Below are 18342 nucleotides of genomic sequence, written 5' to 3' on the forward strand. Positions count from 1 at the left end.
CGTGGCGGGCGTCGCTTCTCCGGCCCGCGCCACCGACGCGCGGACGCTGGCGCCGCTGGCGCTGGTCTTCAACGCCTTCACCTGGGGCGTCTCGTGGTGGCCGTTCCGCCAGCTCGAAGGCGCCGGGCTGCATCCGCTGTGGCTGACGGCGATCACCTTCGGCGTCGCCGTCGCCGGGTTGCTGCTCGCGCGTCCGCGCGCGCTGGGCGAGGTGTTGCGCACGCCGGCGCTGTGGACGCTGGTGCTCGCGGCCGGCACGACCAACGCCTGCTTCAACTGGGGCGTGACGATCGGCGACGTCGTGCGCGTGGTGCTGCTGTTCTACCTGATGCCGCTGTGGGCGGTGCTGCTGGCGCGGCCGCTGCTCGGCGAGCGCATCCACGCCGCCGCGGTGCTGCGCATCGTGCTGGCGCTGGTCGGCGCGGTGGTGGTGCTGTGGCCGAGGAACGGCACCGACCTCGCCGCCTTCACGCTGCCCGACGTGCTGGGCCTCGTCGGCGGCTTCAGCTTCGCGCTGAACAACGTGATGCTGCGACGCGAAGCGAAGCGCAGCGAGCCGGCGCGCGCGCTGGCGATGTTCGGCGGCGGCATGCTGATCGCGCTGCTGCTGGCGCTGGTGCAGTGGCAGGCCGGCCGCATCGGGCCGCCGCCGGCCCCGGCGTTCGGCTGGGTCATCGGCACCGCGGCGCTGGCGGCGTGGTTCGTCGCGTCGAACCTGGCGCTGCAGTACGGCGCCGCGCGGCTGGCGGCCGCGACCACCGCGGTGATCATGCTGACCGAGGTGGTCTTCGCCAGCGCCTCCGCGCTGCTGCTGGGTGCCGGCGCGCTCGATGCGCGCACGGCGATCGGCGGCGCGCTGATCCTGTCTGCGGCGGCACTGGCGGCCCTGCGCCGCTGATCCCGACTTCCGCTACTCGACCGCCGGCACCGGCAGCTCCGGCCCGCGGGTCAAGCCCTGCTGGCTGAGCCAGCGGTCCAGCGCCTCGAAGTCCAGCGGCTTGCCGAGGTGGATGTCGGCGCCGGCCAGCGTGCTGCGCACGCGGTCGACCGGATCGTGGAAGGCCGAAACGATGGCCAGCTGCGGCGCCTTGCCGCCCGGGTGCACATGGCGGTGCTTGATCTGCTGGCACAGCGCGAGGCCGTCGAGGTCGCTGTGCGGACCGAGGTCGATGTCGACGAAGACGAAGCCGAAGGCCTGCGTCGACAGCAGCTCCAGGGCGCGGCCGCTGTGGTGCGCCCATTCGGTGGACAGGCCGTAGCGCTGCAGCTGGCGGTCGAGGAAGTGCAGCGCGAGCTCGCTGTCGTCGACCAGCAGCGCCCTGCGCAGCGGCTGCGGCCGCAGCATCGCCTCGCGCCGGGCGCGCTGGCGCTCGGAGGCGACACGGCGCTCCTCGGGCGACAGCGGGATGGCGGCCTGCATCTGCTGCTCGTCGGCGGCGCGGCGCAGCGGGCTGGGCACCGCCTTGCCGATGGTCGTCGGCCGCGCATGCGAGGGCGTCGGCGCCAGCAGCGGCAGCGGGCCACTGCCGGGGTTGTCACGCAGCGCGACCAGCGCATCGAGCTCGCGCAGCACGTGCACCGGGTCGATCGGGCGCATCATCCAGCTGGCCGCGCCCTCGGGGCCCTGTGCGCCGACGAACACCGCGTCGGGGATGCGGCCCAGCGCCTGCAGCAGCTCGGGCACACCGGCCTGGTCGGCATCGGCGACGACGAAGCGCGCCTCGTCGACGTCCAGCACATGCGCGTAGTGCGGACTGCGCCGTGCGGAGAGGCGGAAGTAGGACGCCAGCGCATTGCGTTCGAAGGCGCTGAAGCCCAGCAATGCAACCGGAATCGACGAGGACATCGCTTGAAAGGATTCGACAGGATCGGCCAGGGGCGGCCATGGTCCGGGCGGACTCCCGGATCGTCAACCACGCGAGGCCGGCGAGCTAGGGATTAACATGCCCGGCCGACTGCGAAATGGCCATGCATAGGAGTGTGTCAGCAATGTCTGAACAAAGCATCGGGGATTTTGAGGCCCAGACCATCGGCGGCAAGCGCGTCAAGCTGTCGACGTACAAAGGCAAGGTGCTGCTGATCGTCAACACCGCCAGCGCCTGCGGCTTCACCCCGCAATTCGGGGGGCTGGAGAAGCTGTGGGAGCGCTACAAGGACCGCGGCCTCGTCGTGCTCGGCTTCCCGAGCAACGAGTTCGGCGCGCAGGACCCCGGCAGCAACGGCGAGATCGCCTCGTTCTGCCAGCTGAACTACGGCGTGTCGTTCCCGATGATGAGCAAGATCGAGGTCAACGGCAGCAACGCCCACCCGCTGTACCAGTGGCTGACGAAGGAAGCGCCGGGCCTGCTGGGCACGCAGATGATCAAGTGGAACTTCACCAAGTTCCTGGTCGGCCGCGACGGCCAGGTGCTCAAGCGTTATGCGCCGCAGGACGCGCCGGAGAAGCTGGCCGGCGACATCGAGGCCGCGCTGGCCGCCTGAGCGGGTTTCAGGGTCGCAGGCGCACGCCGCCGTAGACGGTCTCGATGCGCCCCTGGGCGCCGAGCCGCCGAAGCCATTCGTTGACCGTCTGCCGCGACAGCCCGGCCAGCGCGGCGAGCTCGGCCTGCGTGGTGCGCAGCAGCACGCAGCCGTCGGCGTCCGGCGCCTCGGCACGGCCCGCGGCGCGCAGCTGCGCCAGCGCGAGCGACAGCCGCTCCGGCGCCGACTGCAGGCGCGACGCTTCCAGCAGCCGCAGCATGCCGTCGTGGCGCTGCGCGAACTCGCGCATCAGCGCGCGGCCGAAGCCGGGCAGGCCGTCCATCAGCAGGTCGTAGCCGGCACGGCCGATCACGAACACCTGGCTCGCCTGCTGAGCGACCGCCTCGTAGCTGCTCGCGCTGCCGCCGGCGAAGGCGGCGAGGCCGAACAGCCGGTGGCGCGTGGCGAGCTCGATCGTCGACAGCGCACCGTCGACCCCCGCGAAGCGCAGCGCGAGCTCGCCGTCGATCACGCCATAGAGCGCGGTCGCCGGCGCGCCCTGCGCGAACAGCGTCGCGCCGGCGGCCAGGCGCCGCACGCGGCAGTGCGGCAGCGCGCGGCCCAGCACCGCGGCGGCGGCCACCGACTCGAGCCGCAGGTCCGGGAAGTTCGCGCCCAGCAGCGCGTGCAGCCGGACGTCGATCGAGGACGCCGCCGAAGCCATGCGCCGATTGTCGGCTACCCGACAGAGACCGGTGGGTCTGCGGGCGTACGCTGCGGCGCACCATGAACCCCTCGCCCTCCCTCACCGACCCCACCGCACCGGGCGCCGACCCGATGACGCTGCAGCGCCGGCGCGACCAGTTCGAGCGTTTCGCGCGCACCGAATGCGGCGACGACCCGTTGTACGTCGTGCTGTGCCGGCTGCTGGCGGAACGGCCCGCGGCACTGGCGCTGCTCGATGCCGCGCCGCGCACGCAGCAGCGGCCGAACCTGCTGCTGGCGGCGATCCACGAACGCGTGCTCGCCGGTGCCGGCGGTCGGCTGGCCGCCTGGTTTCCCAGCGCGCAAGGCGATCGTCCACCGGACGGGGCGCTGGCCGCGGCGCTCGACGAGTTCCTGCAGCGCGAGGCGCCCACGCTGGCCGCCCATTGCGCGACGAGGGCGACGCAGACCAACGAGGCCGGCCGCTGCGCGGTGCTGTGGCCGGCGCTGGCGCAGCTCGCGCGGGCGACCGGCGGCCGGCCGCTGGCGCTGCTGGACTTCGGCTGCAGCGCCGGGCTGAACCTCGGCGTCGACCGTTATCGCTATCGGCACGGCACGGCCCCCTGGGGCGCGGTCGACGACCCCGCCGCCCCGCTGATCGACTGCCACCCGGTCGGCGGCATCGAACCGCCGGCGCTGCCGCCGGCGTGCATCGCCGAGCGCATCGGGATCGACCCCGCGCCGGTGGACCTGCACGACGCCGATGCCACCCGCTGGCTGCAAGCCTGCCTGTGGCCGCACGACCGGCGCCGCCGCGAGCGCTTCGACGCCGCCGCGGCCATCGTGCGCGCGGCCGGCTGGCCGGTGCGGCGCGAGGCCGACTGCTTCGCGGCGATCGAGCCCTGGCTCGATGCGCTGCCGGCCGGCGTGCAGCCGGTGGTCTTCAACAGCTGGGTGCTGGCGTATTTCGAGCCGGCGGCGCTGCAACGGCATGTGGCCGCGATGCGCGAGCTGGTGCAGCGCCGCCGCATCGCGTGGCTGAGCGCCGAAGGGCCGGGGCTCGCGCTCGGCGACGCGCCGCCGCCCCCGCCGGCCGATGCGCTGGTCAGCGACGCCGAGCTCGCCAATGCGTCGTCGTGGTGGCTGACGCTGCCCGACACCGGGCCGCGACTCGTCGCCCGCAGCCACCCACACGGGCGCTGGGCGGCCTGGACCGGGTGAGGCTTTCGGTGACCTTTTCGGGGACAGGGCTTCGATAATCCCCGGTTCCCGCAACGCCACCGAGACCTCGCGCATGTTCCAGCACATCACGCCCTACGCCGGCGATCCGATCTTCGCGCTCGTCGACGCCTTCAACGCCGACCCGCGGCCGCAGAAGGTCAACCTGTCGATCGGCATCTACTTCGACGAGGCGGGCCACCTGCCGGTGCTGGACAGCGTGCGCCGCGCCGAGGCGCAGATCGTCGCCGCCGACGGCCCCAAGCCCTACCTGGCGATGGAAGGCGATGCCGAGACGCGCCGCCAGGTGCAGAAGCTGCTGCTCGGCGACAACCATCCAGCGATCGCCGAGGGCCGCGTCGCGACGATCCAGAGCGTCGGTTCGTCCGGCGGACTGAAGGTCGGCGCCGACTTCCTGAAGACCTGGCTGCCCGAGGCGCAGGTGTGGGTCAGCGACCCGACCTGGGACAACCACCGCTCGATGTTCGAGGGCTCGGGCTTCAAGGTGAATACCTACCCGTATTACGACGCGACGACCGGCGGCGTGCGCTTCGACGCGATGCTCGACACCCTGCGCAGCCTGCCCGCGCGCAGCATCGTGCTGCTGCACGCCTGCTGCCACAACCCGACCGGCGTCGACCTCAGCCACGCGCAATGGGACGCGCTGGTGCCGGTGCTGAAGGAGCGCGAGCTGCTGCCCTACCTGGACCTCGCCTACCAGGGCTTCGGCGACGGCATCGCCGAGGATGCCTACGCGGTGCGCGCGCTGGCCGACGCCGGCCTCACCTTCTTCATCGCCAACTCGTTCTCCAAGAGCATGAGCGTCTACGGCGAGCGCTGCGGCGCGCTGTCGGCGATCTGCGCCGACAAGGCCGAGGCCGACCTGGTGATGGGCCAGCTGCGCTACACGGTGCGCCGCATCTACTCCAGCCCGCCGATGCACAGCGCACGCATCGTCGCGCGCGTGCTGGGCGACCCCGAGCTGCGCGCGCAATGGGAAGGCGAGCTGGCCGCGATGCGCGAGCGCATCGCGGCGATGCGCCGCGCGCTGCACGACCGCCTGGTGGCGCTGGTGCCGGGCCGCGACTTCGGCTACTTCCTCAGCCAGCGCGGCATGTTCAGCTACACCGGCCTGACGGCGCACCAAGTCGACCGGCTGCGCGAGGAGCACGCGGTCTACCTGATCCGCTCCGGCCGCATCTGCGTCGCGGGGCTGAACACCAGCAACGTCGAGCGCACCGCGCAGGCGATGGCGGCGGTGCTGGCCGGCTGATCGGCTGGCGATCGGCTGGCGATCGGCTGTCGATCGGCTGTCGATCGAACCGGCCCGCAGGCGGCCCTGCGGCCGCCTGCATCCGATCGGGGGAGGCACGCGTATCCAGGTCTGGTCGGCGGAATGGTGGCGAAGCCTGTAAGGCTTTCGCCGTTGGCCGCGACAGACAGGCGCGATGACGGCACCGGCTTCTCCGGACCGACGCGCCGATCATTGTTCCCATCCACTGAAAGGAAGACAGACATGAAGCACCTCAAGTCCGGCATGGCCATCGCGACCGCCGCCGCCGCGCTGTTCTCGATGGGCCTGGCCCCGACCACCGCCGCCGCCGCCGACGCGGGCGTCAAGTGCACCGGCACGAACAGCTGCAAGGGCACCAGCGAGTGCAAGACCGCCAGCAGCTCGTGCAAGGGCCAGAACAGCTGCAAGGGCCAGGGCTGGGTGACGGTCAAGTCGGCCAAGGAGTGCACCGACAAGGGCGGCAAGGTCGCCAAGTAAGCGGCCCCGCCGAGCGCCCTGAGCGCCTCGGCGTCCGGCGACCCCGCGTCGGGGCCGGACGCCGGGCGCCTGGCGCGTGCACCGCCCTCGGACATCGGCCGGCGGCGGTGCACGCTCCAGGAGCTTTCGCGAGGAGCTCGTTCCTGGTGCCTTTCTTCACCCGGCCGCCGGCAACGGTGCCGGGTGCTTTTGCATGGCGGACACGATGAGCGGCCCTTCCACCATCACCGGCTTCGGCCTCGGCCTGCGCACCGAGCACTACGCCGACTTCCAGTCCGGCACGCCGCCGGCGGTCGACTGGCTCGAGATCATCAGCGAGAACTACCTCGTGCCCGGCGGCCGGCCGCTGGCGCACCTGGAGCGCATCCGCCGCGATTTCCCCGTGGTCATGCACGGCGTCTCGATGTCGATCGGCGGCACCGATCCGCTGGACCGCGGCTACCTGCGCGAGCTGAAGGCACTGGCCGCCAGGGTCGAGCCGGCCTGGCTGTCCGACCACCTGTGCTGGACCGGCGTCGATGGCCGCAACCTGCACGACCTGCTGCCGCTGCCGATGAACGAGGTTGCGCTGCGCCACGTGGTCGCGCGCATCGACGAAGTGCAGGAGATCCTCGGCCGCCGGATCGCCATCGAGAACCTGTCGAGCTACGTGCGCTTCGCATCCGACGAGATGCGCGAGTACGAGTTCGTCGCCGAGCTGCTCAGGCGCTGCGACTGCCGGCTGCTGCTCGACGTCAACAACGTCTTCGTCTCCAGCGTCAACCACGGCTTCGATGCGCGCGCCTACATCGACGCGATGCCGGCCGATCGCGTGCTGCAGATCCACCTGGCCGGCCATTCGCGCCAGGGCGACGTGCTGATCGACACCCATGACGCGCCGGTGTGCGCGGAGGTCTGGGACCTCTACCGCTACACGCTGCAGCGCCTGGGCTTCAAGCCGACGATGATCGAACGCGACGACCACATCCCGCCGCTGCCGGAGCTGCTGGCCGAGCTGGACATCGCGCGGCAGATCGCGGCCGCGGTGGTCGCCGAGGCCGCGGCGGGAGTACCCGCATGAACGGCCTGCGCGAGACGCAACGCGCCTTCGCCGCCGCGGTGGCCGATGGCGCCGAGCCCGGTGCGCTGCTGGCCGACGATCCGCGTGGCGGCCCGCCGGCGCTGTTCGCCTATCGCCATGCGTACGCGGCCCGGCTGGTCGACGCGCTGCGCGACAACCACGAGGTGCTCGCGCGAGCGCTCGGCGACGAGGGCTTCGAGACGCTGGCGCGCGCCTACCTGGCGGCGCATCCTTCGCGCACGCCGTCGATCCGCTGGTTCGGGCACCGCCTCGCCGAGTTCATGGCGGCGTCGCTCGACGCCGAGGACAGCCTCGTGCCGCACCCGGCCTTCGTCGACCTCGCGCGCATGGACTGGGCGCTGCGCACCGCCTTCGACGCCGCCGACGCGCCGCTGCTCGACCGGGCCGCGCTGGCCGCCGTGGCCCCCGGCGACTGGCCCGCGCTGCGCTTCACGCTGCACCCGGCGGTGCAGCGCCTCCCGCTGGACTGGGCGGTCGAAGCGGCCTGGCGCGTGCTGCGCGAAGCCGACCCGGAATCGGGCGACGAACCCGAGCTGCCGGCACCGGAGGCCGCGCCGCACACCCTGCTCGCCTGGCGGCAGGGGCCGGAGACGCTGTGGCGATCGCTCGCCAGTGACGAAGCCGCGCTGCTGCAGGCACTGGCCGACGGCGCCGACTTCGCGACGCTGTGCGAGCACGCGGTGGGGTTCGTCGACGAGGATGCCGCGCCGGCCCATGTCGCCGGGCTGCTCGCGCGCTGGCTCGACGACGGGCTGCTGTCGGGCCTGGCCGGGCCGGCGTCCTAGCGCTCGAAAGACACGTCCTCGGCGGACTGCCACGCATGCCGTGGCGACGCATGCTGCAGCGAACACTCGACCGCATCGCCGACCGCGCCGCGCAGCCAGGCGCCGATGAAGGCCGTCTGGTTGCGGTCGGCGAGCACCGGCGTGTGGCCGGTCTCGGGCACGTGCGCCAGCGCGAAGGGCCGGCTCTGCCGCATGCGCTCGAGGGTCGGCGCCGTCAGCGCATCGGACTGCTCGCCATGCAGCACCAGCACCGGCGCGCCGATCGCCGACCATTCGGCCCACTGGTCGACGCTGCTCGCCGCGTCGTCGCGGTAGGCCAGCAGCGCGCGCAGGTCGTGCCGGTAGACGCGGCCGCCGTTGTCGGGCGACCAGCAGGTCTGGTGGTAGGCGATGAACAGCCGCACGTCGTCGGCCACCGGGCCGTCGTGCTTCTGTGCGGCACCGGCCCGGCGCATCAGCTCCTCGGGCGTGCGGAAGACGTAGTGCCGCGCCAGCGTCTCGGCGCGGCGCAGCCGGCGCGCGCGCGGGATGTGCGGCCCGACGTCGTTGAGCACCAGCCGCGACACCAGCTGCGGCGCCTGCGCCGCCAGCGCCATCGCGACGCTGCCGCCCATCGACGAGCCGACCAGCGCCACCGGCTCGCCGCCCAGGTGACCGATCAGCTGGCGCAGCTGCTCGACGTAACTCGCCAGCGTGTACTCGCTGTGGTCGGCCAGCCAGCCACTGCGGCCGCGGCCGAGCCAGTCCATGCAGACCACGCGGAAGCCCTCGCGCGCGAGGTCGGCGGCGAGGAAGGCGAAGCGCATCGCGGTGTTCGCGACGCCGCCGCAGCAGATCACCAGCGGCCCGTGGCGCGGACCCCAGTCGGTGCAGGCCACCGGCACCTCGTAGGGCCGGCGCAGCCGCAGCGGCACGGCGGCCTGCAACGCGACCGCCTGCTGGTAGTCGAAGCCGGCCATCGCGTAGTGGCCGTCGAAGCGGCGGTCGAGCCGTTCGGCGATCGCCAGCCAGTCGTGCCAGCCCGGCGGCGGCCAGGCGGACTTGCGCAACGGCGGCAGCCCTGTCACGGCCGATCCTTCGGCGGCGGCGCGGCGGAGGTTTCCCGTTCCCGCTCCCGCTCGCGCTGCCGCAGCACGTCGATCATCACGTTGAAGGTGCGCGCGAGCTGGCCGACCTCGTCGCGGCTGTGCACGGTCACCGTCGCCTTCTCGAAGTCGCCGGCCTTCAGCGCATGCGCCGCGCCGGTCAACGCCTGGATCGGCCGCACGATGCTGCGCGCGAAGCGCAGCGCCAGCCCGGTGAACAGCAGCCCGACCAGGCCGATGCTGACCAGCAGTTGCCGGTAGAGCTCGTCCACCGGCTGCTCGAAGGCTGCGCGCGGCTCGCTGACGCCGACCACCCAGCCCTGGCCGGGCACCGGCGCGAAGCCGGCGATCTCGTCGACGCCGGTGATCGCGGAGCGGTAGTTGAGGTGGCCGGGCGATTGCGCGCGCAGCATCGCCGCCGACAGCTCGGGCTGGTTCAGGTGCTCGATGGTGTCGCGGCGGAAGCGCTGGTCGGCGCGGATCGCCGCCAGCCGGTCCGGCGGCAGCGGCGCGAGGCTCTTGTACAGCAGGTCCTCGCGCGGGTGGTAGATCACCACGCCGTCGCCGTCGACGAGGAAGGGCGTCAGCGCCGCCTCGCTCGACGACACGCCGGCGGTGGCGGCAGCCGAGCGCATCTCGTCAAGGATGGCCGCGAACGACGCCGCATGGATGCGCAGCACGACGGCGCCGACCACCGCGCCGGCGGCGTCCTGCACCGGCACCGAGAAGAACACGCCCGCCTGCCCGGCCACCGCGCCGACGACGACGCCGGTGATGAAGGGGCGGCCGGCGAGCGCTTCCTGGAAGTACTGGCGGAAGCGGAAGTTGCGGCCCATCACCTGCGGGTCGTTGGACACCTGCGCGGTGCCGTCGCGGTCCATCACCATCACCAGGTGCACGTCGCGGTTGGCCTGCGCGATGGCGATCGCCTTCTCGCGCAGCATCGCCTTGCCGGCCTCGTCCGGGGCGCCGAGCCAGCGCACGAAGTCGCTGTCGGTGCCGAGCACGCGCGCGAGGTTCTGGCTGTCGACGATCAGCTGCGACAGCCGGCCGGCGGTCTGGTGCGCGAGCAGCTCGACCTGGCCGATCTCGCTGGTCAGCAGCGCCTCGCGGCTGCGGTCGAGGTTGTAGGCCGCGGTCAGCAGCATCGGCAGCAGCGCGGTGACCAGCATCGCGACGGTGAGCTTGACCGCCAGCGGCCAGGCCGACGGCGAGAAGACGGTGCGAACGCCCTCGAGCGCACGAGCGCCGACACCCTGGTTCGCCGACGCCGCGCCGCGATCGTCGCGGTGCAGCGCCTCCTTCAGCCCCAGCGAGGCCGCGTGGTCGGCCAGCAGCGCCTGCCGCCACGCGGCGATGTCGCGCGGGCGCTCGCCGGCGCTCGTCGCCAGCGCCCAGTCGATCGCCCGCAGGAAGGCCTCGCCGTAGCGCCCGCGCCCGGCCTCGACCGCCGGCTTCATCTGCACGCCCGCCGCGCGCGCTTCGGCATCCGGCGGCTTGTGGCCGGTGACGGCCCAGTACAAGGTCGCGCCGAGCGCGTAGACATCCGTCCACGCGCCCTGCTCGCCGAAGCCGTACTGCTCCAGCGGCGCGAAGCCGGGCGTGACGATCACCGCCTGTTGGTCGGCCAAGGTGACGGTCTGCGCCGCCGAGCCGAAGTCCAGCAGCACGAAGCGGCCGTCGTCGGCGCGCACCTGGATGTTGTCGGGCTTGATGTCGCGGTGCAGGAAACCCGCCGCATGCACCACCGCCAGCCCGTCGAGCAGCGGCTGCAGACGCTGCAGCAGGCCGCGCTCGCCGAGCGACTGGTGCTCGGGCCACCAGGTGCGCAGCGGCTGGCCCTTCTCGTACTCCAGCACCATGTACGCGGTGCGGTGAGCCTCGAAGAAGCGCGCGACGCGCACGATGTTCGGATGGCGGAAGGTCGCCAGCGTGCGCGCCTCGGCGAGGAACATCTCCAGGCCCAGCTTGTAGCGCTCGCGGTGGCGCGACGCGTTCGGGCTGACGCTGCGGTCGCCGGTGCGGAAGGCGATCTCCTCCGGCAGGTATTCCTTGATCGCCAGCGGCGCACGCAGGTTGACGTCGGTGGCCAGGTAGGTGATGCCGAAGCCGCCCTGGCCGAGCACACGTTCGATGCGGTACTCGTGCAGCCGGAAGCCGGGCTGCAGCGCCAGCGGCGGCTGGCGCGGCAGCGGCACCGGCGCCGTCGGTAGTTCTGGCGGCTCGGGCTCGTCGAGCGCATCGCGGCGATGGCGGGTGACGCGCACGCGCGTCGCTTCGGGATCGGTGTCGCGCCCGCCGGGGAAGGGCTCGGCCGCCGGGGGCGCCGCCGGGCGCACGCGGGTGGCCTCCGGGTCGGCTGCCGCCGGCGCCCGCGCACGGGTCGCATCGGGATCGACATCGCGCACGCGCGTCGCATCGGGATCGCCGCCCTGCACGCGGGTGGCGTCCGGGTCGGCCCCGCGCACGCGGGTCGCATCCGGATCGGCCATCGCCTGCCGCGCCTTTTGCCGCCTAGATGCAGCGGCCGCCGTCGACTTCCATGCACACGCCGGTGATCATCGTCGCCTCGTCGCTGCACAGGAAGCAGGCCGCGTTGCCCAGATCCTCGGGCAGCGAGAAGCGGCCGATCGGGATCGTCGACAGGAACTTCGCGCGCATCTCGGGCGTGTCCTCGCCCATGAAGGTGGCCAGGAGCGGCGTCTCGCCGGCCACCGGGTTCAGCGCGACGACGCGGATGCCGAAGGGCGCCAGTTCGACCGCGCAGGCGCGCGTCGCGGTGATGACCCAGCCCTTGCTGGCGTTGTACCAAGCCAGGCGCGGCCGCGGGCTGACGCCGGCGGTCGACGCGACGTTGAGCACCACGCCGCGCTGGCCGTGCACGCCTGGCGCGTTGGCCTTCAGGCGCGGCACGACCTCGCGCATCGCGAGGTAGATCGCGCGCATGTTGACCGCGGTGATGCGGTCGAACTCGTCCTCGGGCAGGCCTTCGAGCGGCTGCGGCTTGTGGCCGACGCCGGCGTTGTTGACGAGGATGTCGAGGCGGCCGAAGTGCGCTTCGGCGGCCTCGAACATCAGCCGCACGTCGGCGGCGTCGCTGACGTCGACCCGCGCCGCGCGCGCCGCCGGCCCGAGCCGCGCGGCGACGTCGAGGCCGGCCTGCAGGTCGCGGTCGGCGATCAGCACCTGCGCGCCCTCGGCGACGAACTTCGCCGCGATGCCGGCGCCGAAGCCGGAACCGCCGCCGGTGACGATGGCCACCTTGTTCTTCAAGCGCGTGCCGGTGGGGGTCATGTGAGTCTCCTCATGTGTTCAGTCGGCGAGCAGGTTGTGGAAGGGCTTGCGCTGCTTCCAGCGGTAGGCGCCGAAATCGCGCTGGTCGGTCGTGAGGATGCGTCCATGGCCCAGGTGTTCGGCCAGCAGGACCAGCGTCGCGTCGGCCAGGTCCATCGGCAACTTGGCGTACTTGCGCATCAATGCCGGAATCGTCGCCCGCTGCAGCGGGGGCGGGTCCCACACCACGATCGCGCCTGCCACCACGTCCTCCATCAGGCCGATGGCGAACTCGATGCCCAGCCGCGCCGCCAGCAGGTGCGTTGTCTCCGCCAGGACGGCCCACGTCGTCACCCAGCCTTCCGCGACGGTGTCGGCAGCAGCACTCGCGCGCGCATGCCAGCGATCATCGGCATCGGCCAGCGCGAACAGAAAGCCGCTGTCGACGGCGATCACTTGCGCCGCAACCCGTGCTTGGCCTCGAGGCTCTCGGCGACGTATTGCTTGACGTTGGATGCGATGTCGCTACGGCCGCTGTGGCCCTTGCCGATCAGACGGCCGAAATGCTTCAGCGTGGGCTGGCGGGAACGCACCTCGTCGTAGTAGCGCGCGACGCTCTCGCGGACGACATGGCTGACGCTCTCGCCGGTCGTCTCGACGAGGTACTCGAGCTGCTTCTGGGTCTCGTCATCGAGGCGAGCATTGACACGCATGGCCGTCCTCCTGTCTTCCGGACTGTCATCCATTGTATGACAGCGTCATCCATGCCGGATCGCCACCGTCTTCAGCGCCGAGAAGCCGTACAGCGCCTCGAAGCCCTTTTCGCGGCCGTGGCCCGACTGCTTGACGCCGCCGAAGGGCAGCTCGATGCCGCCGCCGGCACCGTAGTTGTTGACGAAGACCTGGCCGCACTTCAGCCGCTTGGCGACGCGGAACTGCCGCCCGCCATCGCGCGTCCAGACGCCGGCGACGAGGCCGAAGTTGGTGCCGTTGGCGATGGCCACCGCGTGATCCTCGCCGTCGAACGGGATCACCACCTGCACCGGGCCGAAGATCTCTTCCTGCGCGAGGCGGTGCTCGGGCGTCACCGGCGCCAGCAGCGTCGGCGGCACGTAGCAGCCGCGCTCGGGCAGGCCGGGCGGCAGCGTCGCCTGCGCGGCGATGCGCAGGCCGCTGTCGTGCGCCGCGGCGAGATAGCCCTGCACGATGTCGCGCTGCCGCGCCGAGATCAGCGGGCCGACGTCGAGATCGTCCAGCGCCGGCCCGACGCGCAGCGCGCGGTAGCGCTCGGCCATGCGCGCGACCACCTCGTCGAAGACCGGCCGCTCGACGAGGATGCGCGACGCCGCCGAGCAGGTCTGGCCGGCGTTCTGGATGCCGGCGTTGACCAGGAAGGGCAGCGCCGCGTCGAGGTCGGCATCGGCGAAGACCAGCTGCGGGCTCTTGCCGCCGAGCTCCAGCGTGACCGGGATGGTGTTGCGCGCGGCGGCGGCCTGCACCAGCCGGCCGACCGCCACCGAGCCGGTGAAGGACAGGTGCGCGACGCCGGGATGCGCGGTCAGCGCCGCGCCGGCTTCTTCACCCAGCCCCGGCACGATGTTCAGCGCGCCCGCCGGCAGGCCGGCCTCCAGCGCCAGGCGGCCGAAGGCCAGCGCGGTGAGGCAGGCCTCCTCGGCGGGCTTGAGCACGCAGGCATTGCCCATCGCCAGCGCCGCGCCGACCGAGCGGCCGATGATCTGCATCGGGTAGTTCCACGGCACGATGTGGCCGGTGACGCCGTGCGGCTCGCGCAGCGTCAGCGCGGTGTAGCCGTCGGCGAACGGGATCGTCTGGCCGTGCACCTTGTCGGCCGCGCCGCCGTAGAACTCGAGGTAGCGCGCCAGCGCCAGCGCGTCGGCGCGGCCCTGCTTGACCGGCTTGCCGACGTCGCGCGCTTCGAGCTCCGCCAGCTCGTCGGCGGCGTCGGCCACCCGCGCCGACAGCTTCAGCAGCAGCCGGCCACGTTCGGCGGCAGTCAGCCGGCCCCAGTCGCCGTCGAGCGCCGCCTGCGCGGCGGCCACCGCGGCATCGATGTCGGCCGCCGTGCCGCGCGCAATCTGCGCCAGCAGCGACCCGTCGCTCGGATCGATCAGCGGCAGCGTCTCGCCGCTCGCGCCCGGCGACCAGCGGCCGCCGATGAGGACTTGCGTGGTGTCGAAGGGAATCGTCGCGGCCATCTCGATCGCTCCGCCAAGGGCAACAGGGGAACAGAGGGTTTGGGGCATGATAGTTCTCATGTCCCGCACCGCTGCGCACCAGCCCGCATGAGCGTTTTCCTGGCCAGGCGCCTCGCGACCTTCTTCGCCACGCTGGCGGTCGCCTCGCTGCTGGTGTTCGCGGTGCTGGAGCTGCTGCCGGGCAATGTTGCGCAGGTGATGCTGGGCGATACCGCGACGCCCGAATCGATCGCCGCGCTGGAGAAGAAGCTCGGCCTCGACCGGCCGGCGAGCGAGCGCTACATCACCTGGATCGCCGGCCTGGTGCAGGGCGAGACCGCCAACAGCCTGTCCTACGGCACGCCCACCGCCGAGCTGATCGTCGAGCGCCTGCGCGTGACCGTGCCGCTGGCGCTGCTGGCGATGGCCCTGACCACGGTGCTCGCGCTGGCCTTCGGCATCTATGCCGCGGCGCGCCACAACCGCGCCGGCGACGTCGGCGTGATGCTGGCGTCGCAGCTGGGCATCGCCGTGCCCAACTTCTGGTTCGCGATCATGCTGATCCTGCTGTTCGCGGTGCAGCTGCAGTGGGTGTCGGCCGGCGGCTTCCCGGGCTGGAGCGAAGCCGACGGCGGCGGTCTCGGCCCGGCGCTGCAGTCGCTGGCGCTGCCGGCGATCGCGCTGGCGCTGGTGCAGGCGGCGATCCTGGCGCGGGTGACGCGCTCGTCGGTGCTCGAGGTGATGCGCGAGGACTACGTCAGGACCGCCAGAGCCAAGGGCCTCAGTAGCCGGGCGACCTTGTGGCGCCACGTGCTGCGCAACGCGATGATCCCGGTGCTGACGATCATGGGCCTGCAATTCGCGAACCTGATCACCGGCACCATCGTGGTCGAGAACGTCTTCGTACTGCCGGGCATCGGCCGGCTCGTCTTCCAGGCCATCGCCAACCGCGACCTCGTCGTCGTGCGCGACGTCGTGATGCTGCTGGTGGCGATCGTCATCGTCGTCAACTTCGTCGTCGACGTGCTGTACGCGCTGGTCGATCCGCGGCTGCGGGCGAGCGACGCATGAGCCCGCCGGGCCGCCCCAAGGGCTCATTCCCCCTCGGGGGGACGGCGCGAAGCGCCCAGGGGGCCGCATGAACACGCCGACGAGCTTCGCGGCCCGCGCCCGCCGCCACCCCAGCTTCGTGCTCGGCGCCACGCTGTCGGCGCTGCTGCTGCTGGCGGCGGCGCTGTCGCTGCTATGGTCGCCCTACCCGCCGGCCGAGATCGACATCCCGAACAAGCTCAAAGGCCCGAGCGCGGCGCACTGGCTGGGCACCGACAGCCTGGGCCGCGACATCGCGTCGCAGCTGCTGGTCGGATCGCAGAATTCCATCGTCGTCGGCATCATCGCGGTCGGCATCGGGCTGATCGCCGGCGTGCTGCTGGGCTGCCTGGCGTCGGCCAGGCGCGGCTGGGTCGAGGAACTGGTGATGCGCGCCGCCGACTTCACCTTCGCGTTCCCGGCGCTGCTGTCGGCGATCATGCTGGGCGCGATCTACGGGCCGGGGCTGGTCACCGGCATCGTCGCGATCGGCATCTTCAACATCCCGGTGTTCGCGCGCATCACGCGCGGCGCGGCCAACGCGGTGTGGGCGCGCGAGTACGTGCTGGCCGCGCGCGCCGCCGGCAAGGGGCCCTGGCGCATCACGCTCGACCATGTGCTGCCGAACATCGCCAGCGTGCTGATCGTGCAGGCGACGATCTCCTTCGCCACCGCGATCCTCGCCGAGGCCGCGCTGTCCTATCTGGGGCTGGGCACGCAGCCGCCGCAGCCGAGCTGGGGCCGCATGCTCAACGAGGCGCAGAGCCAGCTCTTCAGCGCGCCGCTGCTGGCGGTCTACCCCGGCGTGGCGATCGCGCTGAGCGTGCTGGGGCTGAACCTGATGGGCGACGGGCTGCGCGACCTGATGGACCCGAAGCTCGCACGCAAGCGCTGAACGCCGGCGACTGGAGCGAGCGCTCCAACCGTCATCCCCACGACAGACTTTTGCTGCACTGCAGCGTTAGACTGCGCGCCCCTGCAGTACCCCGGCGAGCCCCCATGCCCGACGCGCGCAAACCGATCACGCTGCATCGCCTGCGCGCGATGCATGCCGCCGGCGAGAAGATCGCCATGCTCACCTGCTACGACGCGACCTTCGCGCGGGTCGCCGATGACGCCGGCGTGCACATCCTGCTGGTCGGCGATTCGCTGGGCATGGTGCTGCAGGGCCGGCCGTCGACACTGCCGGTGACGCTGGACGAGATGGCCTACCACGTGAAGTGCGTGGCCCGCGGCAATCGCAGCGCCTGGGTCCTCGGCGACCTGCCGTTCGGCAGCTACCAGTCGTCTACCGCGCAGGCGCTGGACAGCGCCGCCAGACTGATGCAGGCCGGCGCGCACATGGTCAAGCTCGAAGGCGGCGGCTGGACCGCGCCGCTGGTGCGGCAGATGAGCGAACGCGGCATTCCCGTCTGCGCGCACCTCGGGCTGACGCCGCAATCGGTGCATGCGCTCGGCGGCTGGCGCGTGCAGGGCCGCGACGACGCGGCCGCCGAGACGCTGCGGCGCCACGCGCGCGAGCTCGCCGACGCTGGCGCCGCGATGCTGGTGCTGGAGCTGATGCCCAGCGCGCTCGCCGCGGAGATCACCGCGTCGCTGCCGATTCCGGTGATCGGCATCGGCGCCGGCGCCGGCTGCAGCGGCCAGGTGCTGGTGCTGCACGACATGCTGGGGCTGAACCCGGGCAAGCCGCCGCGCTTCGTGCGCGATTTCATGGCCGAAGGCGGTGGCGTGGCCGCGGCGATCCAACGTTATGTCGGCGCGGTGCGCGACGGCAGCTTCCCCGACGAATCACTGCACGGCTACTGAAGGAGGCTTTCCCGATGCACACGATCCACACCCTCTCCGAGCTGCGCGCGGCCCTCGCCGGCGCGCCGAACACCGCCTTCGTGCCGACGATGGGCAACCTGCACGAAGGCCACCTGTCGCTGATCCGCCAGGCGCGCGCGGCCGGCGGCGCGCCGGTGGTCGCCAGCATCTTCGTCAACCGGCTGCAGTTCGCGCCGCACGAGGACTTCGACACCTACCCGCGCACGCTCGAGCGCGATGCGCAGTTGCTGCAGGAGGCGGGCTGCGACCTCCTGTTCGCACCCTCCGAGCGCGAGCTCTACCCCGAGCCGCAGGGCTACAAGGTGCAGCCGCCCAGCGAACTGGCCGACATCCTCGAAGGCCATTTCCGCCCCGGCTTCTTCACCGGCGTGTGCACGGTGGTGCTGAAGCTGTTCAACATCGTGCAGCCGCAGCTGGCGGTCTTCGGCAAGAAGGACTACCAGCAGCTGATGGTGATCCGCCGCATGGTCGAGCAGCTGGCGCTGCCGATCGCCATCCACGGCGGCGAAACCACGCGCGCCGACGACGGCCTCGCACTGTCGTCGCGCAACGGCTACCTGAGCGCCGCCGAGCGCGCCGAAGCCGTGACGCTGTCGCGCACGCTGCGCGGCGTCGCCGACGCGGTGGCCGGCGGCCGGCGCGACTTCGCGGCGATCGAGGCCGAGGCGATGCAGGCCTTGAGCGCACGCGGCTGGGCGCCGGACTACGTCGCGATCCGGCGCCGGAAGGACCTCGCGCTTCCCTCGAGCGAGGATGAAAGCGGTGATGCGTCACTCGTCGTGCTGAGCGCCGCGCGCCTGGGCACGACGCGGCTGATCGACAATCTGGAGCTCACCCCCTAACCGTCGAG

At 72.2% G+C, this 18342-nt stretch carries 19 protein-coding genes; 11 read left to right on the plus strand and 8 right to left on the minus strand.

What is annotated here, in order from left to right; genetic code table 11:
• The first annotated feature begins 1 nt into the window (after nucleotide 1).
• A complete protein-coding gene (locus tag P1K89_RS09880; RefSeq protein WP_284616204.1) occupies nucleotides 2–898 on the plus strand; it encodes a DMT family transporter in 897 nt (298 codons plus the stop codon).
• Nucleotides 899–910: 12 nt separating this feature from the next.
• On the opposite strand, the gene P1K89_RS09885 is transcribed toward P1K89_RS09880, so the two are convergent.
• Nucleotides 911–1846 carry a response regulator gene (locus P1K89_RS09885; protein WP_284616205.1) on the minus strand — a complete coding sequence of 312 codons (936 nt, stop codon included), beginning with the start codon at nucleotides 1844–1846 and terminating at the stop codon, nucleotides 911–913.
• Between the two features lie 143 nt (nucleotides 1847–1989).
• Between P1K89_RS09885 and P1K89_RS09890 the strand changes: the two genes are divergently transcribed.
• Nucleotides 1990–2481, plus strand: coding sequence for a glutathione peroxidase (locus P1K89_RS09890; RefSeq protein ID WP_284616206.1), 492 nt, complete (start codon nucleotides 1990–1992; stop codon nucleotides 2479–2481).
• Between the two features lie 7 nt (nucleotides 2482–2488).
• Here the strand turns inward: P1K89_RS09890 and P1K89_RS09895 are convergent, their stop codons facing one another.
• Complete coding sequence (locus P1K89_RS09895) at nucleotides 2489–3184, minus strand: Crp/Fnr family transcriptional regulator (RefSeq protein WP_284616207.1); 696 nt, start codon at nucleotides 3182–3184, stop codon at nucleotides 2489–2491.
• Between the two features lie 62 nt (nucleotides 3185–3246).
• On the opposite strand from P1K89_RS09895, the gene P1K89_RS09900 reads away from it, so the two are divergent.
• The 5 genes from P1K89_RS09900 (at nucleotide 3247) to P1K89_RS09920 (ending at nucleotide 8020) form a co-directional block, all read left to right on the plus strand.
• Nucleotides 3247–4386, plus strand: a complete 1140-nt coding sequence (locus tag P1K89_RS09900) for a DUF2332 domain-containing protein (protein WP_284616208.1) — start codon at nucleotides 3247–3249, stop codon at nucleotides 4384–4386.
• Nucleotides 4387–4459: 73 nt separating this feature from the next.
• A complete protein-coding gene (locus P1K89_RS09905; RefSeq protein WP_284616209.1) occupies nucleotides 4460–5656 on the plus strand; it encodes an amino acid aminotransferase in 1197 nt (398 codons plus the stop codon).
• A gap of 243 nt (nucleotides 5657–5899) precedes the next feature.
• Entirely contained in the window at nucleotides 5900–6154 is a 255-nt protein-coding gene (gene bufA2, locus P1K89_RS09910) for a BufA2 family periplasmic bufferin-type metallophore (RefSeq protein WP_284616210.1), read from the plus strand.
• A gap of 205 nt (nucleotides 6155–6359) precedes the next feature.
• Nucleotides 6360–7214 carry an MNIO family bufferin maturase gene (bufB, locus tag P1K89_RS09915; protein WP_284616211.1) on the plus strand — a complete coding sequence of 285 codons (855 nt, stop codon included), beginning with the start codon at nucleotides 6360–6362 and terminating at the stop codon, nucleotides 7212–7214.
• Nucleotides 7211–8020, plus strand: coding sequence for an HvfC/BufC N-terminal domain-containing protein (locus P1K89_RS09920; protein ID WP_284616212.1), 810 nt, complete (start codon nucleotides 7211–7213; stop codon nucleotides 8018–8020). Before bufB ends, P1K89_RS09920 begins: the two co-directional genes overlap by 4 nt.
• Here the strand turns inward: P1K89_RS09920 and P1K89_RS09925 are convergent.
• The 6 genes from P1K89_RS09925 to P1K89_RS09950 are packed head-to-tail and all read right to left on the minus strand — an operon-like array spanning nucleotide 8017 to nucleotide 14594.
• Nucleotides 8017–9087, minus strand: a complete 1071-nt coding sequence (locus P1K89_RS09925; RefSeq protein ID WP_284616213.1) for an alpha/beta fold hydrolase — start codon at nucleotides 9085–9087, stop codon at nucleotides 8017–8019. The genes P1K89_RS09920 and P1K89_RS09925 overlap by 4 nt on opposite strands.
• Complete coding sequence (locus P1K89_RS09930) at nucleotides 9084–11597, minus strand: serine/threonine protein kinase (RefSeq protein ID WP_284616214.1); 2514 nt, start codon at nucleotides 11595–11597, stop codon at nucleotides 9084–9086. Before P1K89_RS09930 ends, P1K89_RS09925 begins: the two co-directional genes overlap by 4 nt.
• A 22-nt stretch (nucleotides 11598–11619) precedes the next feature.
• Nucleotides 11620–12399 carry a glucose 1-dehydrogenase gene (locus P1K89_RS09935; protein ID WP_284616215.1) on the minus strand — a complete coding sequence of 260 codons (780 nt, stop codon included), beginning with the start codon at nucleotides 12397–12399 and terminating at the stop codon, nucleotides 11620–11622.
• An 18-nt stretch (nucleotides 12400–12417) separates the two neighbouring features.
• The gene (locus P1K89_RS09940; RefSeq protein ID WP_284616216.1) at nucleotides 12418–12834 is read right to left on the minus strand and encodes a type II toxin-antitoxin system VapC family toxin; all 417 of its coding nucleotides are present in this window, start codon (nucleotides 12832–12834) and stop codon (nucleotides 12418–12420) included.
• On the minus strand, nucleotides 12831–13091 hold the full coding sequence (locus P1K89_RS09945; RefSeq protein ID WP_284616217.1) for a ribbon-helix-helix protein, CopG family: 261 nt from the start codon (nucleotides 13089–13091) through the stop codon (nucleotides 12831–12833). The genes P1K89_RS09940 and P1K89_RS09945 overlap by 4 nt, the downstream gene beginning before the upstream one ends.
• Nucleotides 13092–13136: 45 nt before the next feature.
• Nucleotides 13137–14594, minus strand: a complete 1458-nt coding sequence (locus P1K89_RS09950) for an aldehyde dehydrogenase family protein (RefSeq protein WP_284616348.1) — start codon at nucleotides 14592–14594, stop codon at nucleotides 13137–13139.
• An 87-nt stretch (nucleotides 14595–14681) separates the two neighbouring features.
• On the opposite strand from P1K89_RS09950, the gene P1K89_RS09955 reads away from it, so the two are divergent.
• From P1K89_RS09955 to panC, 4 genes are all read left to right on the plus strand, one after another.
• Nucleotides 14682–15644 (plus strand): ABC transporter permease, encoded by a 963-nt coding sequence (locus P1K89_RS09955; protein WP_284616218.1) that lies wholly within the window; start codon nucleotides 14682–14684, stop codon nucleotides 15642–15644.
• Nucleotides 15645–15711: 67 nt separating this feature from the next.
• Nucleotides 15712–16557, plus strand: a complete 846-nt coding sequence (locus P1K89_RS09960) for an ABC transporter permease (protein ID WP_284616219.1) — start codon at nucleotides 15712–15714, stop codon at nucleotides 16555–16557.
• Between the two features lie 104 nt (nucleotides 16558–16661).
• Nucleotides 16662–17471, plus strand: coding sequence for a 3-methyl-2-oxobutanoate hydroxymethyltransferase (panB, locus tag P1K89_RS09965; protein WP_284616220.1), 810 nt, complete (start codon nucleotides 16662–16664; stop codon nucleotides 17469–17471).
• Nucleotides 17472–17485: 14 nt separating this feature from the next.
• A complete protein-coding gene (gene panC, locus P1K89_RS09970; protein WP_284616221.1) occupies nucleotides 17486–18334 on the plus strand; it encodes a pantoate--beta-alanine ligase in 849 nt (282 codons plus the stop codon).
• The last annotated feature ends 8 nt before the right edge of the window (nucleotides 18335–18342 follow it).

The organism is Aquabacterium humicola (genome assembly GCF_030167915.1).
GTDB classification, from domain to species: domain Bacteria; phylum Pseudomonadota; class Gammaproteobacteria; order Burkholderiales; family Burkholderiaceae_C; genus Pseudaquabacterium; species Pseudaquabacterium humicola.